Below are 21,555 nucleotides of genomic sequence, written 5' to 3' on the forward strand. Positions count from 1 at the left end.
GAACACTTTATCACCAAGGCACGAAATTTGCCGATGGCATGATAATTGCTTTATCGAAGACTTGCATGCCGTGATGCAACGCACTAGGGTGGAGGTTTCTCGCACGTTGAGCGGTTCTCTTTTCCTATGGCCATGAAGGCTTCCCTCCAACTTCGGCTCGGCACCCAGCTGACCATGACGCCCCAATTGCAGCAGGCCATCGCCCTGTTGCAGCTTTCCACTCTCGACCTGCGTCAGGAGGTCCAGCAGGCCCTGGAATCCAACCCCATGCTGGAGCTCGACGAGGACTTCGGCGAACTGGCCGTCGGCGAGGCGCCCGAAGATGACTGGGCCAGCGAGATTCCCGAGGATCTGACCGTCGACAGCGACTGGTCCGATACCTATCAGGATGCCGGATTGGGCAGTCTGAGCGGCACGGGCAGCGGCGAGGCCCCCGACTTCGAGCGTCAGGCAGCGGGCCAAAGCCTGCAGGGGCACCTGGCCTGGCAACTGGCCATGAGCGGCCTGGATGAGCGCTCCTCGCGTATCGCCGAGAGCCTGATCGACGCGGTCAACGAGGATGGCTACCTGGACCAGCCACTGGACGCGATCCGCGATGGCCTGCGCGCCCAGGGCCTGGAAGGGCTCTCCAGCCGCGAGGTCGAAGCCGTGTTGCTGCAGGTGCAGCAGTTCGAGCCCACCGGCGTCTTCGCCCGCGACCTGCGGGAATGCCTGATGCTGCAGCTCGCCGCCCTGCCCCAGGAAACACCTCGACTGCCGCAGGCCCGGCGCCTGGCCCGTCAGTTCCTCGAGGCCCTGGCCGGCGATGATCGACGCCTGCTCAAGCGCCGCCTCGGCCTGGACGACGCGGCGCTCGACGAGGTGATCGCCCTGATCCGAGGACTCGACCCACGCCCGGGCAGCGCGTTCGCCAGCGGCGGCAACGACTACGTCATCCCCGACCTGGTCGCCCGGCGCGACGAACAAGGCTGGCAGATCGAGCTCAACCCCGAGGCCATGCCACGCGTGCGCATCCAGCCCGACTACGCCGCCTTGATCCGACGCGCCGACAAGAGCCAGGACAACCAGTTCCTCAAGGATCACCTGCAGGAGGCTCGCTGGCTGCTCAAGAGTCTGGCCAGTCGCAACGACACTCTGCTGCGCGTCGGTCGCGAGATCATGGCCCGCCAGCTGGACTTCCTCGAGCACGGCGAGGAAGCCATGAAACCCTTGATCCTGGCCGACATCGCCCAGGCCGTCGAGATGCACGAATCGACCATCTCGCGGGTGACGACCCAGAAATACATCCACACGCCACGCGGTGTGTTCGAGCTCAAGTACTTCTTCTCCAGCCATGTCGGCGACGGCGACGACGCCCACTCCAGCACCGCCATACGGGCCCGGATCCGCAAGCTCATCCATGAGGAACCGGCACGCAAGCCGCTCTCCGACAACAAGCTTGTCACCCTGCTCGCCGAGGAAGGCATCGATGTCGCACGGCGAACCGTGGCCAAGTATCGCGAAGCCATGAACATCCCCTCCTCGAGCCAGCGCAAGCGCCTTCGCTGAGCGTTTTCGAGCGAGCCTGGCAACAGCGTTTCACAGGGGGTTTGCACGACTCCAAAAAGGGTTACAATCGAGGCACAACCCAAGGAGCAAGGAGCGTGTCATGCAAGTCAACCTCACCGGCCATCATGTGGAATTGACCGACGCACTGCGTGACTATGTCCAAGAGAAGCTCGCGCGACTCGAACGTCACTACGACAACATCACCACCGTGCAAGTCACGCTCTCCGTGGAGAAAGAACGTCAACAGGCTGCCTGTACCCTGCATGCCGCCGGTGCTGACCTGCATGCCGAAGCGATGGACGGGGACATGTACGCCGCCATCGACGCCCTTGCCGACAAGCTCGATCGCCAGTTGGTGAAACACAAGGAAAAATCCCAGGCGCGCGCCCAGGGCGCCGCCGGCGTACGCTGATCCATCATGACTCTGGAAACCATCCTTCCCCCCGAGCGCACGCTCTTCGACGTGCCCGGGGGGAGCAAAAAGCGCGTACTGGAATTCTTCAGCACCTTCATCGCCCAGAACACACCGAGTCTGGACAGCCAGGAGGTCTTCAGCCGCCTGATCGGTCGCGAGCGCCTGGGCAGCACGGGCATCGGGCACGGGGTCGCCATTCCCCACTCCCGCAACCCGCACTGTAAGGCGCCCATTGCCGGCTTTCTGAAGCTCGCCGAGCCGATCGACTTCGACGCCGTCGACGGCGACCCTGTCGACCTGGTGTTCGTGCTGCTGGTTCCCGAGCAGGCCGACGACGCCCATCTGGCCTTGCTCGGCCAGGTCGCCGCCGTAATGAACGACGCCGACACCCGTAACGCTCTGCGTCGTGCCGATAGCCAGCACGCCTTGCACGAACGACTCATCGAGGCGATACGCCGACAGGCACCGGCCGAGAACGACTGACGGCACAACGGCCAGCCACTCGACCAGGAGACCCTGCCATGCAGATCGTGATCATCAGCGGCCGTTCAGGCTCGGGCAAGTCGATCGCCCTGCAGGCACTGGAAGATCTCGGTTTCTATGCCATCGACAACCTTCCGGCCACGCTGCTCGGCTCGCTGGTGGACGAATTGCGCGACGGTCAGGCACGTTCCATCGCCGTCAGCATCGACGCCCGCAACCTGCCGCATGCCCTGCAGCGCTTCCCGACGCTGCTCCATGACTTGCGTCACCGGAAGGTCCAGTGCCAGGTGGTCTACCTCACTACCGATGCCCGCATCCTGCTCGAGCGCTATTCGGCCACTCGGCGCCGCCATCCATTGACCCGCAACAACCGGATGACGCTTGCTGAAGCCATCGATCAGGAGGAAGCATCCCTGGCAGAGATCCGTGATCTCGCCGATCTGGTGATCGACACCTCGCGGCTCTCGGTGCATGAGCTGCGTGGACGCATCGCCGACCAGGTGGCCGAGCGCGGGCAGGAAGCCCTCGCCTTGACCATCGAGTCCTTCGGCTTCAAGCGCGGCGTCCCGCTCGACGCCGATATTGTCTTCGACGCACGCTGCCTGCCGAATCCCTACTGGGACCCTTCACTGCGTGATGCCACCGGACGCGACGACAGCGTCATCACCTTTCTCGAGACCTATCCGATGGTCGACGAGATGCGCCGGGACATCCTCGCCTGGGTGGAACGCTGGCTGCCCCGCTACCTGGCCAGCCAGCGCAGCTACCTGACCGTGGCCATCGGCTGCACCGGGGGGCAGCATCGCTCGGTCTACCTGGCCGAGCGCCTGGCTCACGACCTCGCCGCCCAGCATCCCAGCGTTCGCCTGCGTCACCGAGAATTGGGCATACACCTCAGCCGCCTCCCCTCGGAAACGCCACCCACCCAGGAACAAGACGATCACGACCACGAAAAGGAATCCTGAGTCCGTGCCGAGTCGCAAGCTCACCTTGACCAACAAGCGCGGTCTGCACGCCCGCGCCGCCACCCGCCTGGTCCAGTGCTGCCAACCCTATGATGCCAGCGTTACCGTTTCCCATGGCGGTCGGACAGCCAACGCCGACAACATCATGTCGCTGCTGATGCTCGCCGCCCCCTGCGGCACCGAACTCCTCCTGGAAGCCGAGGGCGAGGACGACGAGGCAGTCCTCGATGCCCTCGAGGAGCTGTTCGAGGCCCGGTTCGACGAGGAGGCCTGACAGCTGGAAGCTGGAAGCTGGAAGCTGGAAGCTGGAAGGCAGCATGAACACCGACGCACGGGATCAAGATTTTTCTTCAAGCTTCCAGCTTAAGCTCGCGAAGCGGGCGTTCTTCCAGCTCCGGGCGAAGCCCGGCTTTTCGAGCGGCGCAGCCGCGTCCCGGGCGCTACGCGCCCGCGACCGTCATCTCGTCGATCAGCCAGCTACCGGTATGTATGCTGCCCCGGGTGTCGATATCGTCACCGATTCCCACCAGCCCCTGGAACATCGTCTCGAGATTGCCGGCAATGGTGAACTCTTCGACCGGATGCTGGATCCTGCCATTCTCCACCCAGAAGCCGGCGGCGCCACGTGAGTAGTCGCCGGTCACGCCGTTGACGCCCTGGCCCATCAGCTCGGTCACCAGCACACCGCGATCCATGCGCGCCAGGAGCGATTCCTGCGATTCGAGCGGTGCCGTGATGCGCAGGTTGCGGGCGCCACCGGCGTTGCCGGTGGTCGACATGCCCAGGCGTCGCGCGCTGTAGGCGGAGAGCAGGTAGCTGGCCAGGCGCCCCTGGTCGATGAAGACATTGTCCCGAGTCTGGACGCCATCGGCGTCGAAGGGGCTGCTGGCCATGGCGCCCACTTCCATGGGACGTTCGCCCAGGGAGAACCAGTCGGGGAACAGCATGGTATTCAGTCGTTCGCACAGGAAGGACGACTGGCGATACAACGCACCACCGGCGATGGCCCCCATCAGGTGCCCGACCAGCCCGGAGGCGAGCGACGGATCGAACAGCACCGGCATGCGACCGGTAGCCGGCCGCACGGCGCCCAGGCGCTGCAGCGTGCGTCGTGCCGCGCTCTCGCCCACCGCAGCAGGATCCCGCAGGGCGCGCGGGTCACGCGACGTGGTGTAGTCATAGTCCCGCTGCATGCCCGAGGCATCCTCGGCGATCAGCAGGCATGACAACGAATGTCGGCTACCGCGCTGCCCACCCAGGAAACCGTGACTGTTGGCATAGACATGAACGCCCTCGCCGCTGGACAAGCTGGCGCCCTCGGAGCTGCGAATCCCCTCGACACCACGCCCGGCGCTCTCGCAGGTCAGAGCCAGTTCGATGGCCTCCTCGGTGGAGAGCGGCCAGGGATGATGTACATCGAGGTCCGGAAAGCGAGTGGCCATCAGCTCGGCATCCGCCAGACCGGCGGCGGGATCCTCGCCCGTATAGCGTGCGATGGCCAGCGCCTTCTCGACCACGTCGCGCACCGACGCCTCGCTGGCATCGGAGGACGAGGCACTTCCCTTGCGCTGGCCGACGTAGACAGTCACCGCAATGCCCTGATCCCGCGACAACTCAACGGTTTCCACATCCCCTTCGCGCACGCTGACGCCGATGCCCTGATCGACGCTGGCTCCCACCTCGCAGGCATCGGCCCCCAACCGGCGCGCCAGCGCCAGAGCCGCTTCGGCACGAGTTTCCAGCAGTGCCTGCTGATCGGCGGCATCGAAAGCCTGTGTCATCGATCTGTCTCCTCACTCGGCCGGCCCCGGGGCCGGCACTTCACAATATCGCGGTTGTCCAGCCCGTGACGGCGGGCTGGTATACTGGGTCCATGCGCCACGCCCCGATGCTTACCTTTCAAGCCTCATAACCTCAGGATACGGCATGACCCAGGATGATTCCCTTCCGGCCGATGAGCGGCCCAGCAAGTCCCAGCTCAAGCGCGAGATGCATGCGCTCCAGGCACTCGGCGAGCGACTCATCGCCATGAACGAGGCCGAGCGGGCCCGCTTTCCCCTCTCCGACGAACTCCTGGCCGCCATCGAGGAGACCGGCCGCATTCGCGCCCGAGAAGCCCGCCGGCGCCACATGCAATACGTCGGCAAGCTGATGCGCCGCGAGGACCTCGACGGCATTCGCGCCGTATTCGACGAACTCGACCGCGAACAACTGCAACGTGACCATGCCTTCCACCGGCTCGAGAAATGGCGGGACCGCTTGATCGATGAAGGCGACGACGCCGTCGAAGCCTTCGTCGATGCCTTTCCTGATACCGACCGGCAGGCACTGCGTCAGTTGATCCGCAACGCCCGCCGCGAACGTGACCAGGGCAAGCCTCCCACCAACGCCCGCCGGCTGTTCAAACTGATTCGCGACACCGCCGGGCTCTAACGGCCGCGCCTGGAACAGGGCAGAACACGACTGCCGCGCTCTGCCCTGTCCACTAGGACTGCGTTCCTCCCACCGTCAACTCGTCCAGCTTGAGCGTGGGCTGGCCCACCCCGACCGGCACGCCCTGACCTTCCTTGCCGCAGACGCCGATACCGGTATCCAGCTCCAGGTCATGGCCGATCATTGATACCCGGCCCATCGCCTCGGGACCATTGCCGATCAGGGTCGCGCCCTTCACCGGTGCGGTGATGCGACCGCCCTCGATCAGATAGGCTTCGCTGGCCGAGAACACGAACTTGCCAGAGGTGATGTCCACCTGGCCGCCGCCGAAACTCACGGCATAGATGCCGCGATCGACACTGCCGATGATATCGGCGGGATCATCCTGCCCTGCCTGCATGTAGGTATTGGTCATGCGCGGCATCGGCAGGTGGGCGAAGGATTCCCGACGCGCATTGCCGGTAGGTGCCATGCCCATCAGGCGAGCGTTGAGCTTGTCCTGCATGTAGCCGGTAAGGATGCCGTCCTCGATCAGGGTCGTGCACTGCCCCGGCGTGCCTTCGTCGTCGACACTCATGGAGCCGCGACGATCGGCCAGGGTCGCATCATCGACCACTGTCACGCCCGGCGAGGCCACGCGCTCGCCCATGCGTCCGGCGAAGGCAGAGCTGCCCTTGCGGTTGAAATCGCCTTCGAGACCATGTCCCACCGCCTCGTGAAGCAGGATGCCCGGCCAGCCGGCCCCCAGCACCACCGGCATCTGCCCGGCCGGCGCGTCGACCGCTTCCAGGTTGACCAGCGCCTGTCGCACGGCCTCCTTGGCGAACCGTTCGGCAACATTGTCATCGCGCAGCCGGGACATGGGATAACGCCCGCCGCCACCGGCACTGCCACGTTCGCGACGTCCATTGCGAACCACGATGACGCTGACGTTGAAGCGAACCAGGGGGCGGATATCCACCGCCTGAGTCCCATCGCTGGCCCGCACCAGCACCACTTCGTGCACACCGGTCAGCGAGGCACTGACCTGTTCCACGGCCGGGTCCGCCGCACGGGCCACGCGATCGGCCAGCTTGAGCATGGCGATCTTGTCCTCGGCAGACAGACCGGTTAGCGGATCGATCCCGGCATAACGCGCCTCGGCGCCCACCTGGATGCAGGTGGCTGCCGTCAGGCGCTTGCCGCTTCTGACGATGCCGGACGCAGTACGACCGGTCTCGGCCAGGGCATCGGCGGTGATCTGGTTGGAATAAGCAAAACCGGTCTTCTCGCCGGCCATGGCGCGTACGCCGACGCCACCATCGATGCTGTAGCTGGCGTCCTTGACCTCGCCATCCTCGAGTGACCAGCCCTCGTGCCAGCTACGCTGGAAATAGAGGTCGGCATAGTCGATGCCGGGCCCCAGGGCATGACCGAGCCCGACCTCCAGGGCATCAAGGTCGAGACCACCGGGCGCGAGCAGTATCTCGCCTGCCTGATCGAGCATGGAAGACGTCTGTGATGTCATTCGGCACTTTCCAGAGAGATGCGCGGCGAGGTCCATGGGCCCCGCACGCGATAGTGAATTCGGGTCACGCGGTCGATGACATCGCCGAAGATCTTGTCGGCGACGAATAGCGCGCCACCCACCACCGGGGCGCCGGCGATGACCGCCGCCAGGGGCAAGTTGTTGCTCACGGGTACTGTGACGCCAAGCCGTTGGTCGAGTTCCCGACGCGCCAGGTCGACACTGCCCTCCAGCGTGAATTGAGTGGCGGCGCCATCGATCGTCACCGGGCCACGTGTTTCCAATACCCCACCATACAGGGTTGCGTCGCCGCTGACACTGTCGAAGGCGGTGCCACGACCGGTGACATCCGAAAAATCCAGCCTCAAGCGGCGCAACAGGTTGTCCACGTTCAACAGGCCGACCAGCCGAGCCGAGGGAGATTCCAGGTTGGCAAAGCGTCCGTCGCGCAATTCGATACCCAGGTTGCCCCGGGAGCGCGCCAGAGCGAACTGCCAGGGTGCCCCGGGCCAGGCGAGCTGGCTAGCGACCCGGGTTTCGGCACTGTTCACCGCTACCGGCTGGTCCAGGGCGTGCAGTGCCGTGCCGATGTCGCCACCTTCCAGCGAAAGACGTGAGCGAGTCAGGCTGGCATCGGAACCGGAGGCTTCCCAGGTCAGATTGCCCCGGGCATCGACCTCGCCGAGACTCAGCTCCACGGGGTCCAGGATCAACTGGTCGGAGGTGGTCCGCCAGCCAGCGCTGAAAGGACCGAAGCGCTGCGACCGCCAGTGTACCGACTCGATACTGAGTCGCCCTGACGGAACCTTTCCGATGCCATCGAGCATCGGTACCGGCGTCGGCGGCACATCGAGCTCCTGGAACAGCTGTCCGGCATCCTGCGAGGCAGGCTCGGCGGTGCCGTCTGGCAACAGGTCGTCCAGGCGCAGGCGATCCAGGGCGATATCCAGGGGAGCATGTCGGTGCGGCCGATACGCGAGACGCCCCGACAGCAGGCTGCCATCCAGGGCCAGTCGCCAACCGTCACCCGACGGGCTGCCATCGGCGATCAGCGAGCCCAGGCAACGCTCGCCGACGCTGAGGCAGTCGGTGTCCAGGGTCACCCGCGACACGTTGGCGGCGGCATCACCACCGCCACCGGCACCACTACCGACCAGTGGCGACAAGGCCTCCCCCCAGGCCGCCGGCGACAAGCGAGGCAGGTAGGCCTGCACCGACCAGCCGGGCTCGGCTGGCCAATCGGGCGGCGCATCGCGACCGAGCCAGACCTGCCCTCGGCCGGCCGGGCCTCCTCGCCAACGCAAGCCAATGTCGTCGCCCAGCCGCCCCGACAATCGCATCCGGTCGGCCATCGATATCTCGAGATGCAAGGGGCGAGGCTCGGATGGCGCCTTGCCGAGCGGGTCGGGCAAGGCAATTCCCAGACCGCGCAACTCACTGTTCAGCGTCAGGGTGGGGCTTGGTCCATCGAGGCTCAACCGACCCTGCCAGGGTGTCTCGCCACGTATCAGCGACGCCGTGCCCGGCGGCGCACCGAGGCCAATGAGCGCATCAGCGGTGGCGGTTCCCGACATGACGACCCCCTCGCCGGCAGTATCGACATCAGCCTCGAAAGCTCCGCCCAGCAGCCGTCCCGTCAACCGGCCGCTCAGTCCGCCTTCCTCGCCACGTTGCCGCCAGGCCAGAGGCCCGGAAAGCGACTCGAAGGTCAGCGAGGTCGGCGCATGGGTCAAGGTCGACATCGTGGCCTGTCCATCGATGTCGAGCGCCAGAGCCTCGGGGTTGGACAGCGGCAGCGTCATGTCCAGCTCCCCGGTGACCTCGCCCTCGCCGCGCCAGTCGCCGATGGCCTCCATGCCGTCTGCGGGGATGGCGGCGAGATAGCGTGACAAGCTCGCCGCCTTGGCGGAAAGCGGCCCTCGAATCCGCAGCACCTCGTCCGCCATTTCCACGCGCGCCCCCTCCGTCAGGACGCCCAGGCTTTCGGCATGCTCGATCTCGGCCTCGAGCGAGTCGCCGTTCACGCTCAGATGCCCGCTCACCGCCTCGAGCGCCGGCCATTCCGGGTCGAAGGGCAGATGCCCTTGCGCAATGTCGAGCTCGAGCTGCAGTGTCGCTTCGTCACTCGTCTCGGCTTCTGTCGTCTCGGCAATCGGCACATGCAGGCTCAGCGCGCCTTGCGGCACCCTTCCCGCCAGGCCACTGGCCAGCCAGTCGGCGAGATCGGCATCGACTTCTTCGCGCAGTACCGGCATGGGCAGCCAGTCGGTCAGGGGTCGGTTCAGCGCATCGACGTTGCGAAAATCCAACTGCAAGCCGAAACCGCCAGGCTCATCCCCGCCGGTGGCCAGACCGAAAGCCCCCTCGACACTGGCACCATTCCACTCGACCGCCAGGTCACGCCCACTGACGAAACTCCGCGCCCCCGCGTAGGACCACACCACCTCGCCGCTGGCACTGTCGAGCGACATCGGGGCGGCAAAGACTTCGGGGAAGGCAAGCTCGGCCCCGCCACTGTCCACGAAACGCACCTTGCCCTCAGTACCGTCGGCTTCCAGCCAGATATCCAGCGGCCCGCCCCCCGGCGCATCCTCCCAGGGCGACACCGATACGTCCGTGGCACTGACGCGAGCCTGCCATTGGCCATCGCGCCGCCCCAGGCCCAGGGCATTGACTTGGCCTCGGGGCGACAGCGCCTGCACGGTGCGAGCCAGTCCTTCGGGCAGGGGCAGTCGATCACGCCAGGCGGATAGCGCACCGAGCTCGAAACCGCTTCCGGTAATGCGCCAGTCTCCCCCCTCGCCGCGCGCATGCCAGAAGCGGGGCAATGGAGGCCCGTCAGAGTGCTCATAGGGCGAATCGACGCTACGCGCATCGCCCGCAAACCAGGCCTCCCACCCTTCGCCCTCGGCGTCGCGTAGCCATTGCCCTCGCAGGCTCATGTCATCGAGCACGATACCCGGCTGCTCTTCCCCGGCAGGCAGGTCCCGATTCAAGGCCAGGCGCGGTGATGATACGTCGAGGCGCACATCGGCCAGTCGTCCATCCTGCCAACGCCCCCAAAGGCGCGCCTCACCGCTCGCATCGTCGAGGCGCAGCTTGTCATCGAAGCCGAGCAGGGCCGACAAGCCAATCAGGCTCTCGAGCTGCATGTCCGCCTGCAGGAGGGCATCGAATCCTGCGCCGCTCTCTGCCTCGTGCGTCAACTCCATGACTGCCTGAAAGGCCGTACCCGGGCGTCCCTGCAGGCGCACTTCGCCTTCCAGATGGGCCCGCTGCTCGTCGCCGGTCATCAGCAGACGCGGCGCATGCAGTACGGCCACACGCTTGCGGCCATGCAAGACCACACGCATGTCGTCGGCCCAGGCACGCTGACGTAGCAGAACACCGATCCAGAAATCCAGGCGCGACAGGTCGAACTCCCCGGCAGGCACCAGCTCCGGCGGCACATCGGCCGGGGCCGGCCATTGCCAGCTCAGATCCTCGTCCTGATAAAGATGCAGGGTGACGCCCGCGAGCCGCGATCTCTCGAGCACCGGCATGCCTCGCCGCAGGCTGGCCGCCGTATCGAGCCGCAGCGTTGCCTGCTCGATCTCCAGCAGGGGCACATCGCCCAGACCTTTCCTGGAACGGAAATCCAGGTCCGCGATCTCGAACCAGGGGTCGAGGCCGTCCACGCCGCCCCGCGCTTCGTTCAGCGACACCTCGGCGGAAAAGCGCGAAGCCAGCATCGATTCCAGATGGGGTGCCAGGCGGTCGACCTGACCCAACAGCAGACGCAGGACGATCAACAGGATCGCCGCCAGCGTCAGGGCCAGGGCCAGCAGCGTCAACGACCAGCGGATGACCAGACGGCTCGGCGACATGGCTTACATCAGTACGATATCGTACTGCTCCTGCGAATAATGGGATTCCACCTGAAAGCGAATGGTCTTGCCGATGAACTCCTCGAGATCCGCCACCGCCGCCGACTCTTCGTCAAGCAGCCGATCCACCACCGACTGCGCGGCCAGCACGGTATAGGTCTCGGCACTGTAGGCGCGCTCCTCGCGCAGGATCTCGCGGAAGATCTCGTAGCATACCGATTCCGGCGTCTTGAGAGTGCCTCTGCCCTCGCAGGCAGGACAGGGCTCGCACAGCGTCTGCTCCAGGCTCTCCCGAGTCCGCTTGCGGGTCAGTTGCACCAGGCCGAGCTCGGTGACACCGGTGCACTTGGTCTTGGCGTGATCCCGCTCCAGGGCTTTTTCCAGCACTCGCAGCACTTGCCGCTGGTGCTCCGGGTCTTCCATGTCGATGAAGTCGATGATGATGATACCGCCCAGATTGCGCAGCCTCAGTTGGCGGGCAATGGCGGTGGCCGCCTCGAGATTGGTCTTGAAGATGGTCTCCTCGAGGTTGCGATGGCCAACATAACCGCCCGTATTGACATCGATGGTGGTCATCGCCTCGGTAGGATCGATGACCAGGTACCCCCCCGATTTGAGCTGCACCTTGCGCGCCAGCGCCTTCTGGATCTCGTCCTCGACGCTGAACAGATCGAAGATCGGCCGCTCGCCGGCATAGTGCTCGATGCGCTCGACGGCATCGGGCATGAACTCCTCGGCGAATTCGAGCAGCTTGACATGATTCTCCCGGGAATCGATGCGTACCTTCTCGATATCATCACGCATCACGTCGCGCAGGGTCCGCATGAACAGCGGCAGGTCGTCGTAGATGACGCTCGGCGCGGATGCCGTGACACGCCGCTCGCTGACCTTGCGCCATAACCGCAGCAGAAAATGCATGTCGCCGGCGAGCTCCTCGTTGGTCGCCCCCTCGGCGGCGGTCCGCACGATGAAGCCTCCGCTGACGTCGAGGGTCTGCTCCGATAGGGCTGCCTCGACCTGAGCACGCAGACGCTCGCGCTCGCCATCGTCCTCGATGCGCTGGGAAACGCCGTTGTGCGGAGAATCCGGCATGTAGACCAGATAACGGGAAGGCACGGAAAGATGCGTGGTGAGGCGTGCGCCCTTGGTGCCGATCGGGTCCTTGGTCACCTGCACCACCAGCGACTGTCCTTCCTGGAGCAGCTGGGAGATCGAGACCTGCTCGTCGGCCGGCGTACCCGGCGGCATCACTTCGTGGGCATGAATGAAGGCGGCACGATCGAGACCGATATCGACGAAGGCTGCCTGCATGCCGGGCAGCACCCGCACCACCCGCCCCTTGTAGATGTTCCCGACGATGCCTCGACGCCGGGCGCGCTCGATGAAGGCTTCCTGCAGCACACCGTTTTCCACTACGGCGACGCGAGTCTCCATCGGCGTCAGGTTGATGAGTACTTCACCGCTCATGCGGAATCCTTGTCCTGGAGAAAAGTCCTGGAGAAATCTCGGGGCATTATGACACAGGGTGATTCCAGAGCGGCACGCCCTGCCGGGACAACAGATCGGCGGTCTCGCACAGCGGCAACCCCACCACCGCCGAATGACTCCCCTCGAGATGCGTCACGAACACCGCACCGCGCCCCTGGATGGCATAACCGCCGGCCTTGTCGGCGGGCTCACCCGTGCGCCAGTAGGCGGCGATTTCCGCCTCGTCGATAGCACGCAGGGTCACCCGGCTGGTCACGCACCTCACCAACAGACCCGCCGGCCCATGCACCGCCACCGCCGTCATCACCTCATGGGAACGTCCCGCCAGTCTACGCAGCATGTCGGCCGCATGCCCGGCATCCACCGGCTTGCCGAGAATCTCGCCATCCCGCACCACTGCCGTGTCCGCCCCCAGGGTCGGCATCCCGCCCGGCTCGTACCCCGCTGCGGCCTTCTCACGGGCAAGCCTTGTCACGTATTCCTCGGGCACCTCTCCCGGAAGCGGCGTCTCGTCGAGCGCCACCGGCCGCACCTCGACGCTGACATCGATCGCGGCCAGCAGGTCGCGACGGCGTGGCGAGGCCGATGCCAGACGAATACATGGCGGGCGGGAACTGGACATGGCGCCTCCGATTACCCTTTCGCGACACGACGACGCAAGGCCCGGAACAGCGTTGTAAGCCAGGGCCACAATACCGCGCTTATCACCGAAGGCAGCAGAAAGGAAAGGTGGATGGAAAACGGCCCCAACAAGGTGCGCAACCATTGCTCCACCAGTTGCACCGTTCCCAGCAGGACCAGAATCAGCACCGCCTGCTGCAACAGCGAATAGGCGCGAAAGCGGGGATAGACCAGCGCACTGAGAAATGCCAGCAGCGACAACAGCAAGGCGTTCTGGCCAAGCGGCACCCCCTCAATGAGATCGAGCAGAATGCCCAGCACAAAGCCATGGAAAACACCGACGCGCTCCGGCGCTTTCATGCACCAGTAGATCAGCATCAAGCCCAGCCAGTCGGGGCGCCAGATCTGCCAGCCATCGGCCAGGGGCATCACCTGCAGACAGAGCGCCAGCAGCATCGTCAACCAGATCCAGGGCAGGCTGACGGATGTCGTGCGAGCCATTTACTCCTCCTCCTCGGCGTTCTCGTCCCCGTCATCGAAGAGGCGACGCGCCGCCTCGACGGCTATCGGGTCGAGATCGGCCACCCAGCCGCCGCGGCCATCCGGGGAACGCGGCTCGGGCGGAAACAGCAGCAGGAAATGACGGGAGCGCTGCAGCTTCGCCACCGGATCCGCCTCGACCCTGGCGAAGGGTTCGCCGGGATCATGCACCACCTCCGTCACCCTGGCCACCGGATAGCCCGGCGGGAAACGCCCCGCCAGCCCCGAGGTCACCAGGAGATCCCCTTCACGAATGTCGGCGGTATCGGGCACATGAAGCACGTTGAGGCTCTGGTAGCGACCAGCCCCCTGAAGCACGAAACGCAGCCCGTTGCGATTGACCTGGATGGGCAGGGCATGACTGGCATCGGCCACCAGCAGGACCCGACTCGAATAGGCCGATACCGACGTGACCTGGCCCACCAGCCCCGACGCATCCATGACGGGCTGGCCGACGAAGACCCCATCGCGACGCCCACGGTCGATGACCATGCGATGCGTGAAGGGGTCCGGATCCAGAGAGAGCAGTTCGGCGGTAATGAAGGGAATGTCGCGTTCCTGGGTCGCCGACAGCAGTTCGCGTAGACGCACGTTCTCGGCGGTCAGGCTGGCCATGCGCTGGACACGATGCGACAGGGTCAGGATCTGCTCGCGCAGACGGCGATTCTCGTCCACCAGGGCACGCTGCTCGGACAGCACGAGCGCCCCCCAGTTGAGGACATCGCTGGGCAGGCTCACCACCCACTGCACCGGCGCGACCAGCGTGGAAAGCTGGGCTCGCACGGTATCCATGCGCGAGAAGCGCAGATCGACGAACATCAGGGCAACGGCGAGGATCGCACACACCAGCATGCGATACCCCGGCACCGACCCGTGCGAGAACAGCGGCTTGATAGGGAACCTCCCCCGGTCAGTCGCTGGAAAGCAGCTCGAAGGTGCGCTGATCGATCATTTCCAGTGCCTTGCCGCCACCACGCGCCACACACGTCAGCGGATCCTCGGCCACCACCACTGGCAGGCCGGTTTCCTCGGCGATCAGCTTGTCAAGGTCACGCAGCAAGGCACCGCCACCGGTCAGCACCAGACCGCGTTCGGCAATGTCCGACGCCAGCTCGGGCGGCGACTGCTCCAGGGCACTCTTCACCGCGGCGACGATGGCACCCAGGGTTTCCTGCAGGGCATCGAGGATCTCGTGGGAATTGAGCGTGAAGCTTCGCGGAATACCCTCGGCCAGGTTGCGGCCACGCACGTCGATCTCGCGCAACTCGCCGCCGGGGTAGGCGCAGCCGATCTCTTCCTTGATGCGCTCGGCGGTGGATTCGCCGATCAGGCTGCCGTAGTGTCGGCGCACGTAGGCGGTGATGGCCTCGTCGAAGCGGTCCCCGCCCATGCGGATGGATTCCGAGTAGACCACGCCATTGAGCGAGATGATGGCGATCTCGCTGGTTCCGCCGCCGACATCGACGACCATCGAGCCCTGAGCTTCCTCGACCGGCAGACCGGCGCCGATGGCCGCGGCCATCGGTTCCTCGATCAGGAACACCTCGCGGGCACCGGCCCCTTCGGCGGATTCCTTGATCGCACGGCGCTCCACCTGGGTCGACATGCAGGGCACACAGACCAGCACCCTGGGGCTCGGCGTCAGGAAGGTGCTTTGATGCACCTTGCGGATGAAATACTGCAACATCTGCTCGGTGACGGTGAAGTCGGCAATGACGCCGTCCTTCATCGGGCGAATGGCGGTGATGTTGCCAGGCGTGCGTCCCAGCATTCGTTTGGCGTCAGCGCCAACCGCAGCAACGCTGCGCATGCTGCCGGACTGGCGAATCGCCACGACCGAAGGCTCATCGAGCACGATCCCTCGGCCACGGACATAAATCAGTGTATTGGCCGTTCCCAGGTCGATCGACAGATCGCTGGAAAACAACCCCCTCAAACGTTTGAACATGAACTCGTTACCTAGTGCAGTCCGGAAGCCCTGTGCGGGAGCAAACGGTATCACTGCGCCCCGGTAGCGGCAAGCGCTCAGCGCACCAACGCCATGTCACGCCCCTGCCAGCAAAGGGATGGATGTGATAACTTTGCACTCTTTTCTCCACCCCGCGAGGACACCCGATCATGGCGATCGAACATGCAGACGTTCTCAGGGCCGCCCACCTGGCCCGCCTCGGCCTGGATGAGGGCGAAGCCGCCCATTACCTCGACGATCTCGGTCGCATCCTGGAAATGGTCGACCAGCTGCAGGCACTGGATACCGAAGGCGTCGCGCCCATGGCCCACCCGCTTGACGCCACCCAGCGCCTGCGCGCCGACGAAGTGACCGAAACCGACCAGCGCGACGACTTCCAGCGTTGCGCGCCGGCGGTGGAAAACGGCCTCTACCTGGTGCCACGGGTCGTCGAATGACCCCGAACCGCCGTCAACGCCATGTCATCACGGAGCCCAGGGCCCATGCACGATAAGACCTTGACCGAACTCGCCGCCGGCTTGCGTGCCGGCGAGTTCTCCAGCCGCGAGCTGACCCAGGACCTGCTCGGGCGCATCGACCGTCTGGACGGTCGTCTCAACAGTTTCATCACCGTGACCGCCGAGCAGGCCCTGGCCACCGCCGAGCAAGCCGATGCCGCTCGTGCCGCCGGCAAGGCCGGCCCGCTGACCGGCCTGCCCCTGGCACTGAAGGACATCTTCTGCACCCGGGGCGTCAAGACCAGTTGCGGCTCGCGCATGCTCGACAACTTCGCCGCGCCCTACGACGCCGGCGTCGTGGAAAGGCTCGCCGACGCCGGCACCGTGAGCCTCGGCAAGACCAACATGGACGAGTTCGCCATGGGCTCGTCCAACGAGAACAGCTTCTACGGCCCGGTGAAAAACCCCTGGGACCTCAACGCCGTACCCGGCGGCTCCTCGGGAGGCAGCGCCGCCGCCGTGGCCGCGGGCCTGGTGCCGGCCGCCATGGGCACCGACACCGGTGGCTCGATCCGCCAGCCCGCTGCCTTCTGCGGCATCACCGGCCTCAAGCCCACCTACGGGCGGGTATCGCGCTACGGCATGATCGCCTACGCCTCCAGTCTCGACCAGGCCGGCCCCATGGCTCGCTCGGCCGCCGACTGCGCCCAGCTCCTCAAGGCCATCGCCGGTCATGACGGCCGCGACTCCACCTGCGCGGCACGCGGCGTGCCGGACTATCCCGCCCAGCTCGACGCGCCGCTCTCCGGTCTCAAGATCGGCCTGCCCAGGGAATATTTCGGCGACGGCCTCGATCCGGCGGTGGAAAGCGCTGTGCGCGACGCCATCAAGGTCTACGAGTCACTGGGTGCGACGGTGATGGATGTCAGCCTGCCGCACACCCACTATGCCATCCCGGCCTACTACGTCATCGCGCCGGCAGAGGCCTCCTCCAACCTGTCGCGCTATGACGGCGTGCGCTTCGGCCACCGCTGCGAGGACCCCGCCGACCTGATCGACCTCTACAAGCGCAGCCGCGCCGAAGGCTTCGGCGATGAGGTCAAGCGACGCATCCTGATCGGCACCCACACCCTCTCCGAAGGCTTCTTCGATGCCTACTACAAGAAGGCCCAGCAGGTCAGGCGACTGATTCGCCAGGACTTCCTCGACGCCTTCGACGAGGTCGACGTGCTGATGGGGCCGGCCTCGCCGACGCCCGCCTTCGACCTGGGCGCCAACAAGGACCCCGTGTCGATGTACCTGCAGGACATCTACACCATCGCCGTGAACCTGGCCGGCATCCCCGGTATCAGCGTGCCCGCCGGCTTCGCCGGCAACCGCCCCGTCGGCCTGCAGGTTCTCGGCACCCACTTCGCCGAGGCACAACTGCTCAACGTCGCCCATCAGTTCCAGCAAGCCACCGACTGGCACCTGCGCCGCCCCGCCTTCGCCGAGGAGTCCGCCTGATGCAATGGGAAACCGTGATCGGTCTGGAGGTCCACGTCCAGCTCGCCACCCGTTCGAAGATCTTCTCCGGCGCCTCCACTGCCTTCGGCGCCGAGCCCAACAGTCAAGCCTGCGCCGTGGACCTGGGCCTGCCCGGCGTCTTGCCGGTGCTCAACGAGCAGGCCGTGGCCATGGCCGTGCAGTTCGGCCTCGGCATCCACGCCGAGATCCCCGAGATCTCGGCCTTCGATCGCAAGAACTACTTCTATCCGGACCTGCCCAAGGGCTACCAGACCAGCCAGATGTATCAGCCCATCGTCGGCCCCGGCGAAGTGGAGATCGCCCTGGATGACGGCACCACCAAGCGCATCCGGGTCCATCATGCCCACCTCGAGGAAGACGCCGGCAAGTCGCTCCACGAGGACTTCCACGGCATGACCGGCATCGACCTCAACCGTGCCGGCACACCGCTGCTGGAGATCGTCTCCGAGCCGGACATGCGCTCGGCCAAGGAGGCCGCCGCCTACCTCAAGGCCATCCATTCGATCGTGACCTACCTGGGCATTTCGGACGGCAACATGGCCGAGGGTTCGATGCGCTGCGACGTCAATGTCTCGGTGCGCCCCAAGGGCCAGGAAGCTTTCGGCACCCGCGCCGAGATCAAGAACGTCAACTCCTTCCGCTTCGTCGAGCGTGCCATCGAGTTCGAGATCGAGCGCCAGATCGAGCTGATCGAGGACGGTGGCGAGGTGGTGCAGGAAACTCGCCTCTACGACCCCGAGGCCGACGAGACCCGCAGCATGCGCACCAAGGAGGAAGCCAACGACTATCGCTACTTCCCCTGCCCCGACCTGCTACCGGTGGTGCTCGACCAGGCCTACGTCGACCATCTGCGCGATACCCTGCCGGAACTGCCGGCCGACAAGCGCGCTCGCTTCGAGAACGAGCTCGGGCTGTCGGCCTACGATGCCGGCGTGCTCTCGGCAAGCCGCGCCATGGCCGAGTATTTCGAACGGGTCAAGGAGGTCTGCGGCGACGCCAAGCAAGCCGCCAACTGGGTGCAGGGTGAGCTCTCCGGCGCCCTGAATCGCGAGGGGCTGGCGATCACCGACAGTCCGGTATCGGCCGACCGGCTCGGTGAACTGATCGTCCGGGTGCTGGATGACACCATCAACGGCAAGGCCGCCAAGCAGGTGTTCCAGGCGCTCTGGCACGGCGAGGGCGACTCCGCCGATGCCATCATCGAGGCCAAGGGCCTGAAGCAGGTCACCGATACCGGCGCCATCGAGGCCATGATCGACCAGGTCATCGCCGACAGCCCGGCACAGGTCGCCCAGTACCGCGATGCCGAGCCGGACAAGCGCGGCAAGATGATCGGTTATTTCGTGGGGCAGGTGATGAAAGCCTCCCGCGGCACCGCCAACCCGCAGCAGGTCAACGCCATGCTGAAGGCAAAGCTCGATGCCCTGTGTTGAGGCAATGATCGAGGAAGACACCATGGCAGACGACGTCGGCGCGCGACTGCGCGCCCTTCGCAACTTCAGAGGCATATCCCAGCGCGAACTGGCCAAGCGCTGCGGGGTGACTCACTCCAGCCTGTCGCTGATCGAGCAGGGCAAGGTCAGCCCCTCGGTGAGTTCACTGAAGAAGATTCTCGACGCCATCCCCATGAGCGTCGGCGACTTCTTCACCATGGACCTGGAGAGTCGTGACCAGGTGTTCTATTCGGCAGACGAGCTGGCCGACGTGGGCAGCGGCGATGTCGTCTACAAGCTGGTGGGCGCCAATCGCGCCAGTCGCGCCCTCGGCTTCATGATCGAGACCTACCCGCCCGGCGCCGACACCGGTCGCGAAATGATCGCCCACCAGGGCGAGGAAGCCGGCATCGTGCTGGAGGGCGAGATCGAGATCACCATCGGCGCCGAGACCCGGACACTCGGTGCCGGCGAGGCCTACTACTTCGACACCAATGTCCCCCACCGCTTTCGCAACATCGGCAAGGCGCCCTGCCGCCTGGTCAGCTGCGCCACGCCCGCCCGCAGTTTCTGAGCTCTCTCGCAGTTCCACAGGCCGGTTCGCCGGCCTGACGGCTCGCCCCGTCGCTTTGACAGTCTTCAGCAGCGATGGGAGTATCTGGAAACATTTTCCACATACTCGAGGAGACAGCATGCCGATCGTCAATATCCAGCTGATCGAAGGCCGCAGCGCCGAGCAAAAGGAAGCGCTGATCGAGAAAGTCACCGCCGCCTGCGTCGATGCCGTCGACTGCACGCCGGAGAGCGTGCGCATCCTGCTCTCCGACGTTACCACCCAGGACTTCGGCGTGGCCGGCGAATCGGTCGCCAAGCGCCGTGCCGCCAAGGAATCGACTTCCTGACGTCACCCCCGGCATGAAAAGACCGGCCGCGCTTCACCGCAGCCGGTCATTCGGGGCAACGGACCCCTCGGTACCCGTGGCCTCGCCGTGCTTCAGGGCGCGGGCGTCAGCGTCATCCACACGGTCTTGAGGTCGGAGTACTCCTCCAGCGAGTGGTGCGACTTGTCGCGGCCATTGCCCGACTGCTTGACGCCACCGAAGGGCACCGTCTGGTCCATGTCCGCCCAGTTGTTGACGAACACCTGCCCCGAGCGCAACCGGCGGCTCACGCGCATGATGCGGTCGATGTCCTGGCTCCACAGCCCCGCCGCCAGGCCGTAGTCGCTGTCGTTGGCCAGGCGCACGGCTTCCTCCTCGGTGTCGAAGCCGAACACCGCCAGACCTCGTCGACGATCGCCCCCATGAAGCTGGCCGGGTCCAGCGGGTCGCCGGGCTGCATGCGCTCGGCGGCGGCCAGCACCTTGTCGACGAAGGTCTCGCGGATCGTATTCTCGACCAGCAGCCGCGAGCCGGCGATGCACACCTCGCCCTGGTTGTGGAAGATCGCCGCGGCGGCGTGCTCGGCGACCCGGTCCAGGTTCTTGCAGTCGGCGAAGATCAGGTTCGGGCTCTTGCCGCCGCATTCCAGGTAGACGCGCTTGAGGTTCGACTGGCCAGCATACTGCATCAGTTGCTTGCCGACCCCGGTGGAACCGGTGAAGGCCAGGCAGTCGACCTCCATGGATAGCGCCAGCGCCTTGCCCACGGTATGACCGAAGCCCGGCAGCACCTGGAAGACGCCACGCGGCAGGCCCGCCTCGCGGGTCAGCTGGGCCAGGCGCAGCGCCGAGAGCGGCGACTTCTCCGAGGGCTTGAGGATGACGCTGTTGCCGGCGGCCAGCGCCGGGCCGATCTTCCAGGCGGTCATCATCAGAGGAAAGTTCCAGGGCACGATGGAGGCCACCACGCCGAGCGGCTCGCGCAGCACCAGGCCCAGGCTGTCCTCGCCGGTGGGCGCGACCTCGCCGTAGAGCTTGTCGATGGACTCGGCATGGTGGCGAATGCAGCCGATGGCGCCGGCCATGTCGCCCATGGCGCTCGATACCGGCTTGCCCATGTCCAGGCTGTCGAGCAGCGCCAGTTCGTGGCGGTGCGCCTCCATCAGTTCGGCCAGGCGCAGCAGCACGGCCTTGCGTTCGCCCGGCGCGCGCCGCGACCATTCGCCGCCCTCGAAGGCGCGACGGGCCACGGCCACCGCCGCCTCGGCATCGGCGGCATCGCAGCTGGCCACCTCGGCGAGCGGCTCACCGGTGGCCGGATTGACGGTGGCGAAGGTCTCGCCGCCGATGGCCGCGACGAAGGCATCGTCGATATAGGCACGGGTCTCGAGACCCTGCTCGACCAGCGTGACGGCCAGCGCCCGCCAGTCGGCATGGGTTGCG

General features: G+C 65.8%; 19 protein-coding genes and 1 pseudogene. 11 read left to right on the forward strand and 9 right to left on the reverse strand.

Annotated features, from left to right (window positions below; translation table 11 throughout):
* The first annotated feature begins 126 nt into the window (after positions 1-126).
* From HSDC_RS05080 to HSDC_RS05100, 5 genes are all read left to right on the forward strand, one after another.
* Complete coding sequence (locus HSDC_RS05080) at positions 127-1,548, forward strand: RNA polymerase factor sigma-54 (RefSeq protein ID WP_064698851.1); 1,422 nt, start codon at positions 127-129, stop codon at positions 1,546-1,548.
* A gap of 100 nt (positions 1,549-1,648) precedes the next feature.
* Positions 1,649-1,960 carry a ribosome hibernation-promoting factor, HPF/YfiA family gene (gene hpf, locus HSDC_RS05085; protein WP_064698852.1) on the forward strand — a complete coding sequence of 104 codons (312 nt, stop codon included), beginning with the start codon at positions 1,649-1,651 and terminating at the stop codon, positions 1,958-1,960.
* A 6-nt stretch (positions 1,961-1,966) separates the two neighbouring features.
* Complete coding sequence (locus HSDC_RS05090) at positions 1,967-2,446, forward strand: PTS sugar transporter subunit IIA (protein WP_064698853.1); 480 nt, start codon at positions 1,967-1,969, stop codon at positions 2,444-2,446.
* Between the two features lie 38 nt (positions 2,447-2,484).
* Positions 2,485-3,411 carry an RNase adapter RapZ gene (gene rapZ / locus HSDC_RS05095; RefSeq protein WP_064698854.1) on the forward strand — a complete coding sequence of 309 codons (927 nt, stop codon included), beginning with the start codon at positions 2,485-2,487 and terminating at the stop codon, positions 3,409-3,411.
* Between the two features lie 4 nt (positions 3,412-3,415).
* The gene (locus HSDC_RS05100) at positions 3,416-3,685 is read left to right on the forward strand and encodes an HPr family phosphocarrier protein (protein ID WP_064698855.1); all 270 of its coding nucleotides are present in this window, start codon (positions 3,416-3,418) and stop codon (positions 3,683-3,685) included.
* Positions 3,686-3,851: 166 nt separating this feature from the next.
* Here HSDC_RS05100 and pmbA read toward each other — a convergent pair whose 3' ends face one another.
* The gene (gene pmbA / locus HSDC_RS05105) at positions 3,852-5,192 is read right to left on the reverse strand and encodes a metalloprotease PmbA (RefSeq protein ID WP_064698856.1); all 1,341 of its coding nucleotides are present in this window, start codon (positions 5,190-5,192) and stop codon (positions 3,852-3,854) included.
* Positions 5,193-5,337: 145 nt separating this feature from the next.
* On the opposite strand from pmbA, the gene yjgA reads away from it, so the two are divergent.
* On the forward strand, positions 5,338-5,844 hold the full coding sequence (yjgA, locus tag HSDC_RS05110) for a ribosome biogenesis factor YjgA (RefSeq protein ID WP_064698857.1): 507 nt from the start codon (positions 5,338-5,340) through the stop codon (positions 5,842-5,844).
* A 52-nt stretch (positions 5,845-5,896) separates the two neighbouring features.
* Here yjgA and tldD read toward each other — a convergent pair whose 3' ends face one another.
* The 7 genes from tldD to HSDC_RS05145 are packed head-to-tail and all read right to left on the reverse strand — an operon-like array spanning position 5,897 to position 15,814.
* Entirely contained in the window at positions 5,897-7,351 is a 1,455-nt protein-coding gene (gene tldD / locus HSDC_RS05115; protein WP_064698858.1) for a metalloprotease TldD, read from the reverse strand.
* Entirely contained in the window at positions 7,348-11,217 is a 3,870-nt protein-coding gene (locus tag HSDC_RS05120) for a YhdP family phospholipid transporter (protein WP_064698859.1), read from the reverse strand. Before HSDC_RS05120 ends, tldD begins: the two co-directional genes overlap by 4 nt.
* Positions 11,218-11,220: 3 nt before the next feature.
* Positions 11,221-12,684: a ribonuclease G gene (gene rng / locus HSDC_RS05125; protein WP_064698860.1), complete on the reverse strand. Its 1,464-nt coding sequence runs from the start codon at positions 12,682-12,684 to the stop codon at positions 11,221-11,223.
* A 46-nt stretch (positions 12,685-12,730) separates the two neighbouring features.
* The gene (locus HSDC_RS05130; protein ID WP_064698861.1) at positions 12,731-13,327 is read right to left on the reverse strand and encodes a Maf family protein; all 597 of its coding nucleotides are present in this window, start codon (positions 13,325-13,327) and stop codon (positions 12,731-12,733) included.
* An 11-nt stretch (positions 13,328-13,338) separates the two neighbouring features.
* Positions 13,339-13,827, reverse strand: coding sequence for a rod shape-determining protein MreD (gene mreD / locus HSDC_RS05135; RefSeq protein ID WP_064698862.1), 489 nt, complete (start codon positions 13,825-13,827; stop codon positions 13,339-13,341).
* Positions 13,828-14,718, reverse strand: coding sequence for a rod shape-determining protein MreC (gene mreC, locus HSDC_RS05140; protein ID WP_064698863.1), 891 nt, complete (start codon positions 14,716-14,718; stop codon positions 13,828-13,830).
* Between the two features lie 58 nt (positions 14,719-14,776).
* Positions 14,777-15,814: a rod shape-determining protein gene (locus HSDC_RS05145; protein WP_064698864.1), complete on the reverse strand. Its 1,038-nt coding sequence runs from the start codon at positions 15,812-15,814 to the stop codon at positions 14,777-14,779.
* 170 nt (positions 15,815-15,984) lie between these two features.
* Between HSDC_RS05145 and gatC the strand changes: the two genes are divergently transcribed.
* The 5 genes from gatC to HSDC_RS17015 are packed head-to-tail and all read left to right on the forward strand — an operon-like array spanning position 15,985 to position 20,134.
* On the forward strand, positions 15,985-16,272 hold the full coding sequence (gene gatC, locus HSDC_RS05150; protein ID WP_064698865.1) for an Asp-tRNA(Asn)/Glu-tRNA(Gln) amidotransferase subunit GatC: 288 nt from the start codon (positions 15,985-15,987) through the stop codon (positions 16,270-16,272).
* Positions 16,273-16,317: 45 nt separating this feature from the next.
* Positions 16,318-17,778, forward strand: a complete 1,461-nt coding sequence (gene gatA, locus HSDC_RS05155) for an Asp-tRNA(Asn)/Glu-tRNA(Gln) amidotransferase subunit GatA (RefSeq protein ID WP_064698866.1) — start codon at positions 16,318-16,320, stop codon at positions 17,776-17,778.
* On the forward strand, positions 17,778-19,232 hold the full coding sequence (gene gatB / locus HSDC_RS05160; protein WP_064698867.1) for an Asp-tRNA(Asn)/Glu-tRNA(Gln) amidotransferase subunit GatB: 1,455 nt from the start codon (positions 17,778-17,780) through the stop codon (positions 19,230-19,232). Before gatA ends, gatB begins: the two co-directional genes overlap by 1 nt.
* 22 nt (positions 19,233-19,254) lie before the next feature.
* Positions 19,255-19,806 (forward strand): cupin domain-containing protein, encoded by a 552-nt coding sequence (locus HSDC_RS05165; RefSeq protein WP_064698886.1) that lies wholly within the window; start codon positions 19,255-19,257, stop codon positions 19,804-19,806.
* Positions 19,727-20,134 (forward strand): tautomerase family protein, encoded by a 408-nt coding sequence (locus HSDC_RS17015; RefSeq protein ID WP_258027405.1) that lies wholly within the window; start codon positions 19,727-19,729, stop codon positions 20,132-20,134. Before HSDC_RS05165 ends, HSDC_RS17015 begins: the two co-directional genes overlap by 80 nt.
* Positions 20,135-20,226: 92 nt before the next feature.
* Here the strand turns inward: HSDC_RS17015 and HSDC_RS05175 are convergent.
* Positions 20,227-21,555, reverse strand: a pseudogene (locus tag HSDC_RS05175) (aldehyde dehydrogenase family protein); the annotation flags it as partial.

This window comes from Halomonas caseinilytica (assembly GCF_001662285.1).
GTDB classification, from domain to species: domain Bacteria; phylum Pseudomonadota; class Gammaproteobacteria; order Pseudomonadales; family Halomonadaceae; genus Halomonas; species Halomonas caseinilytica.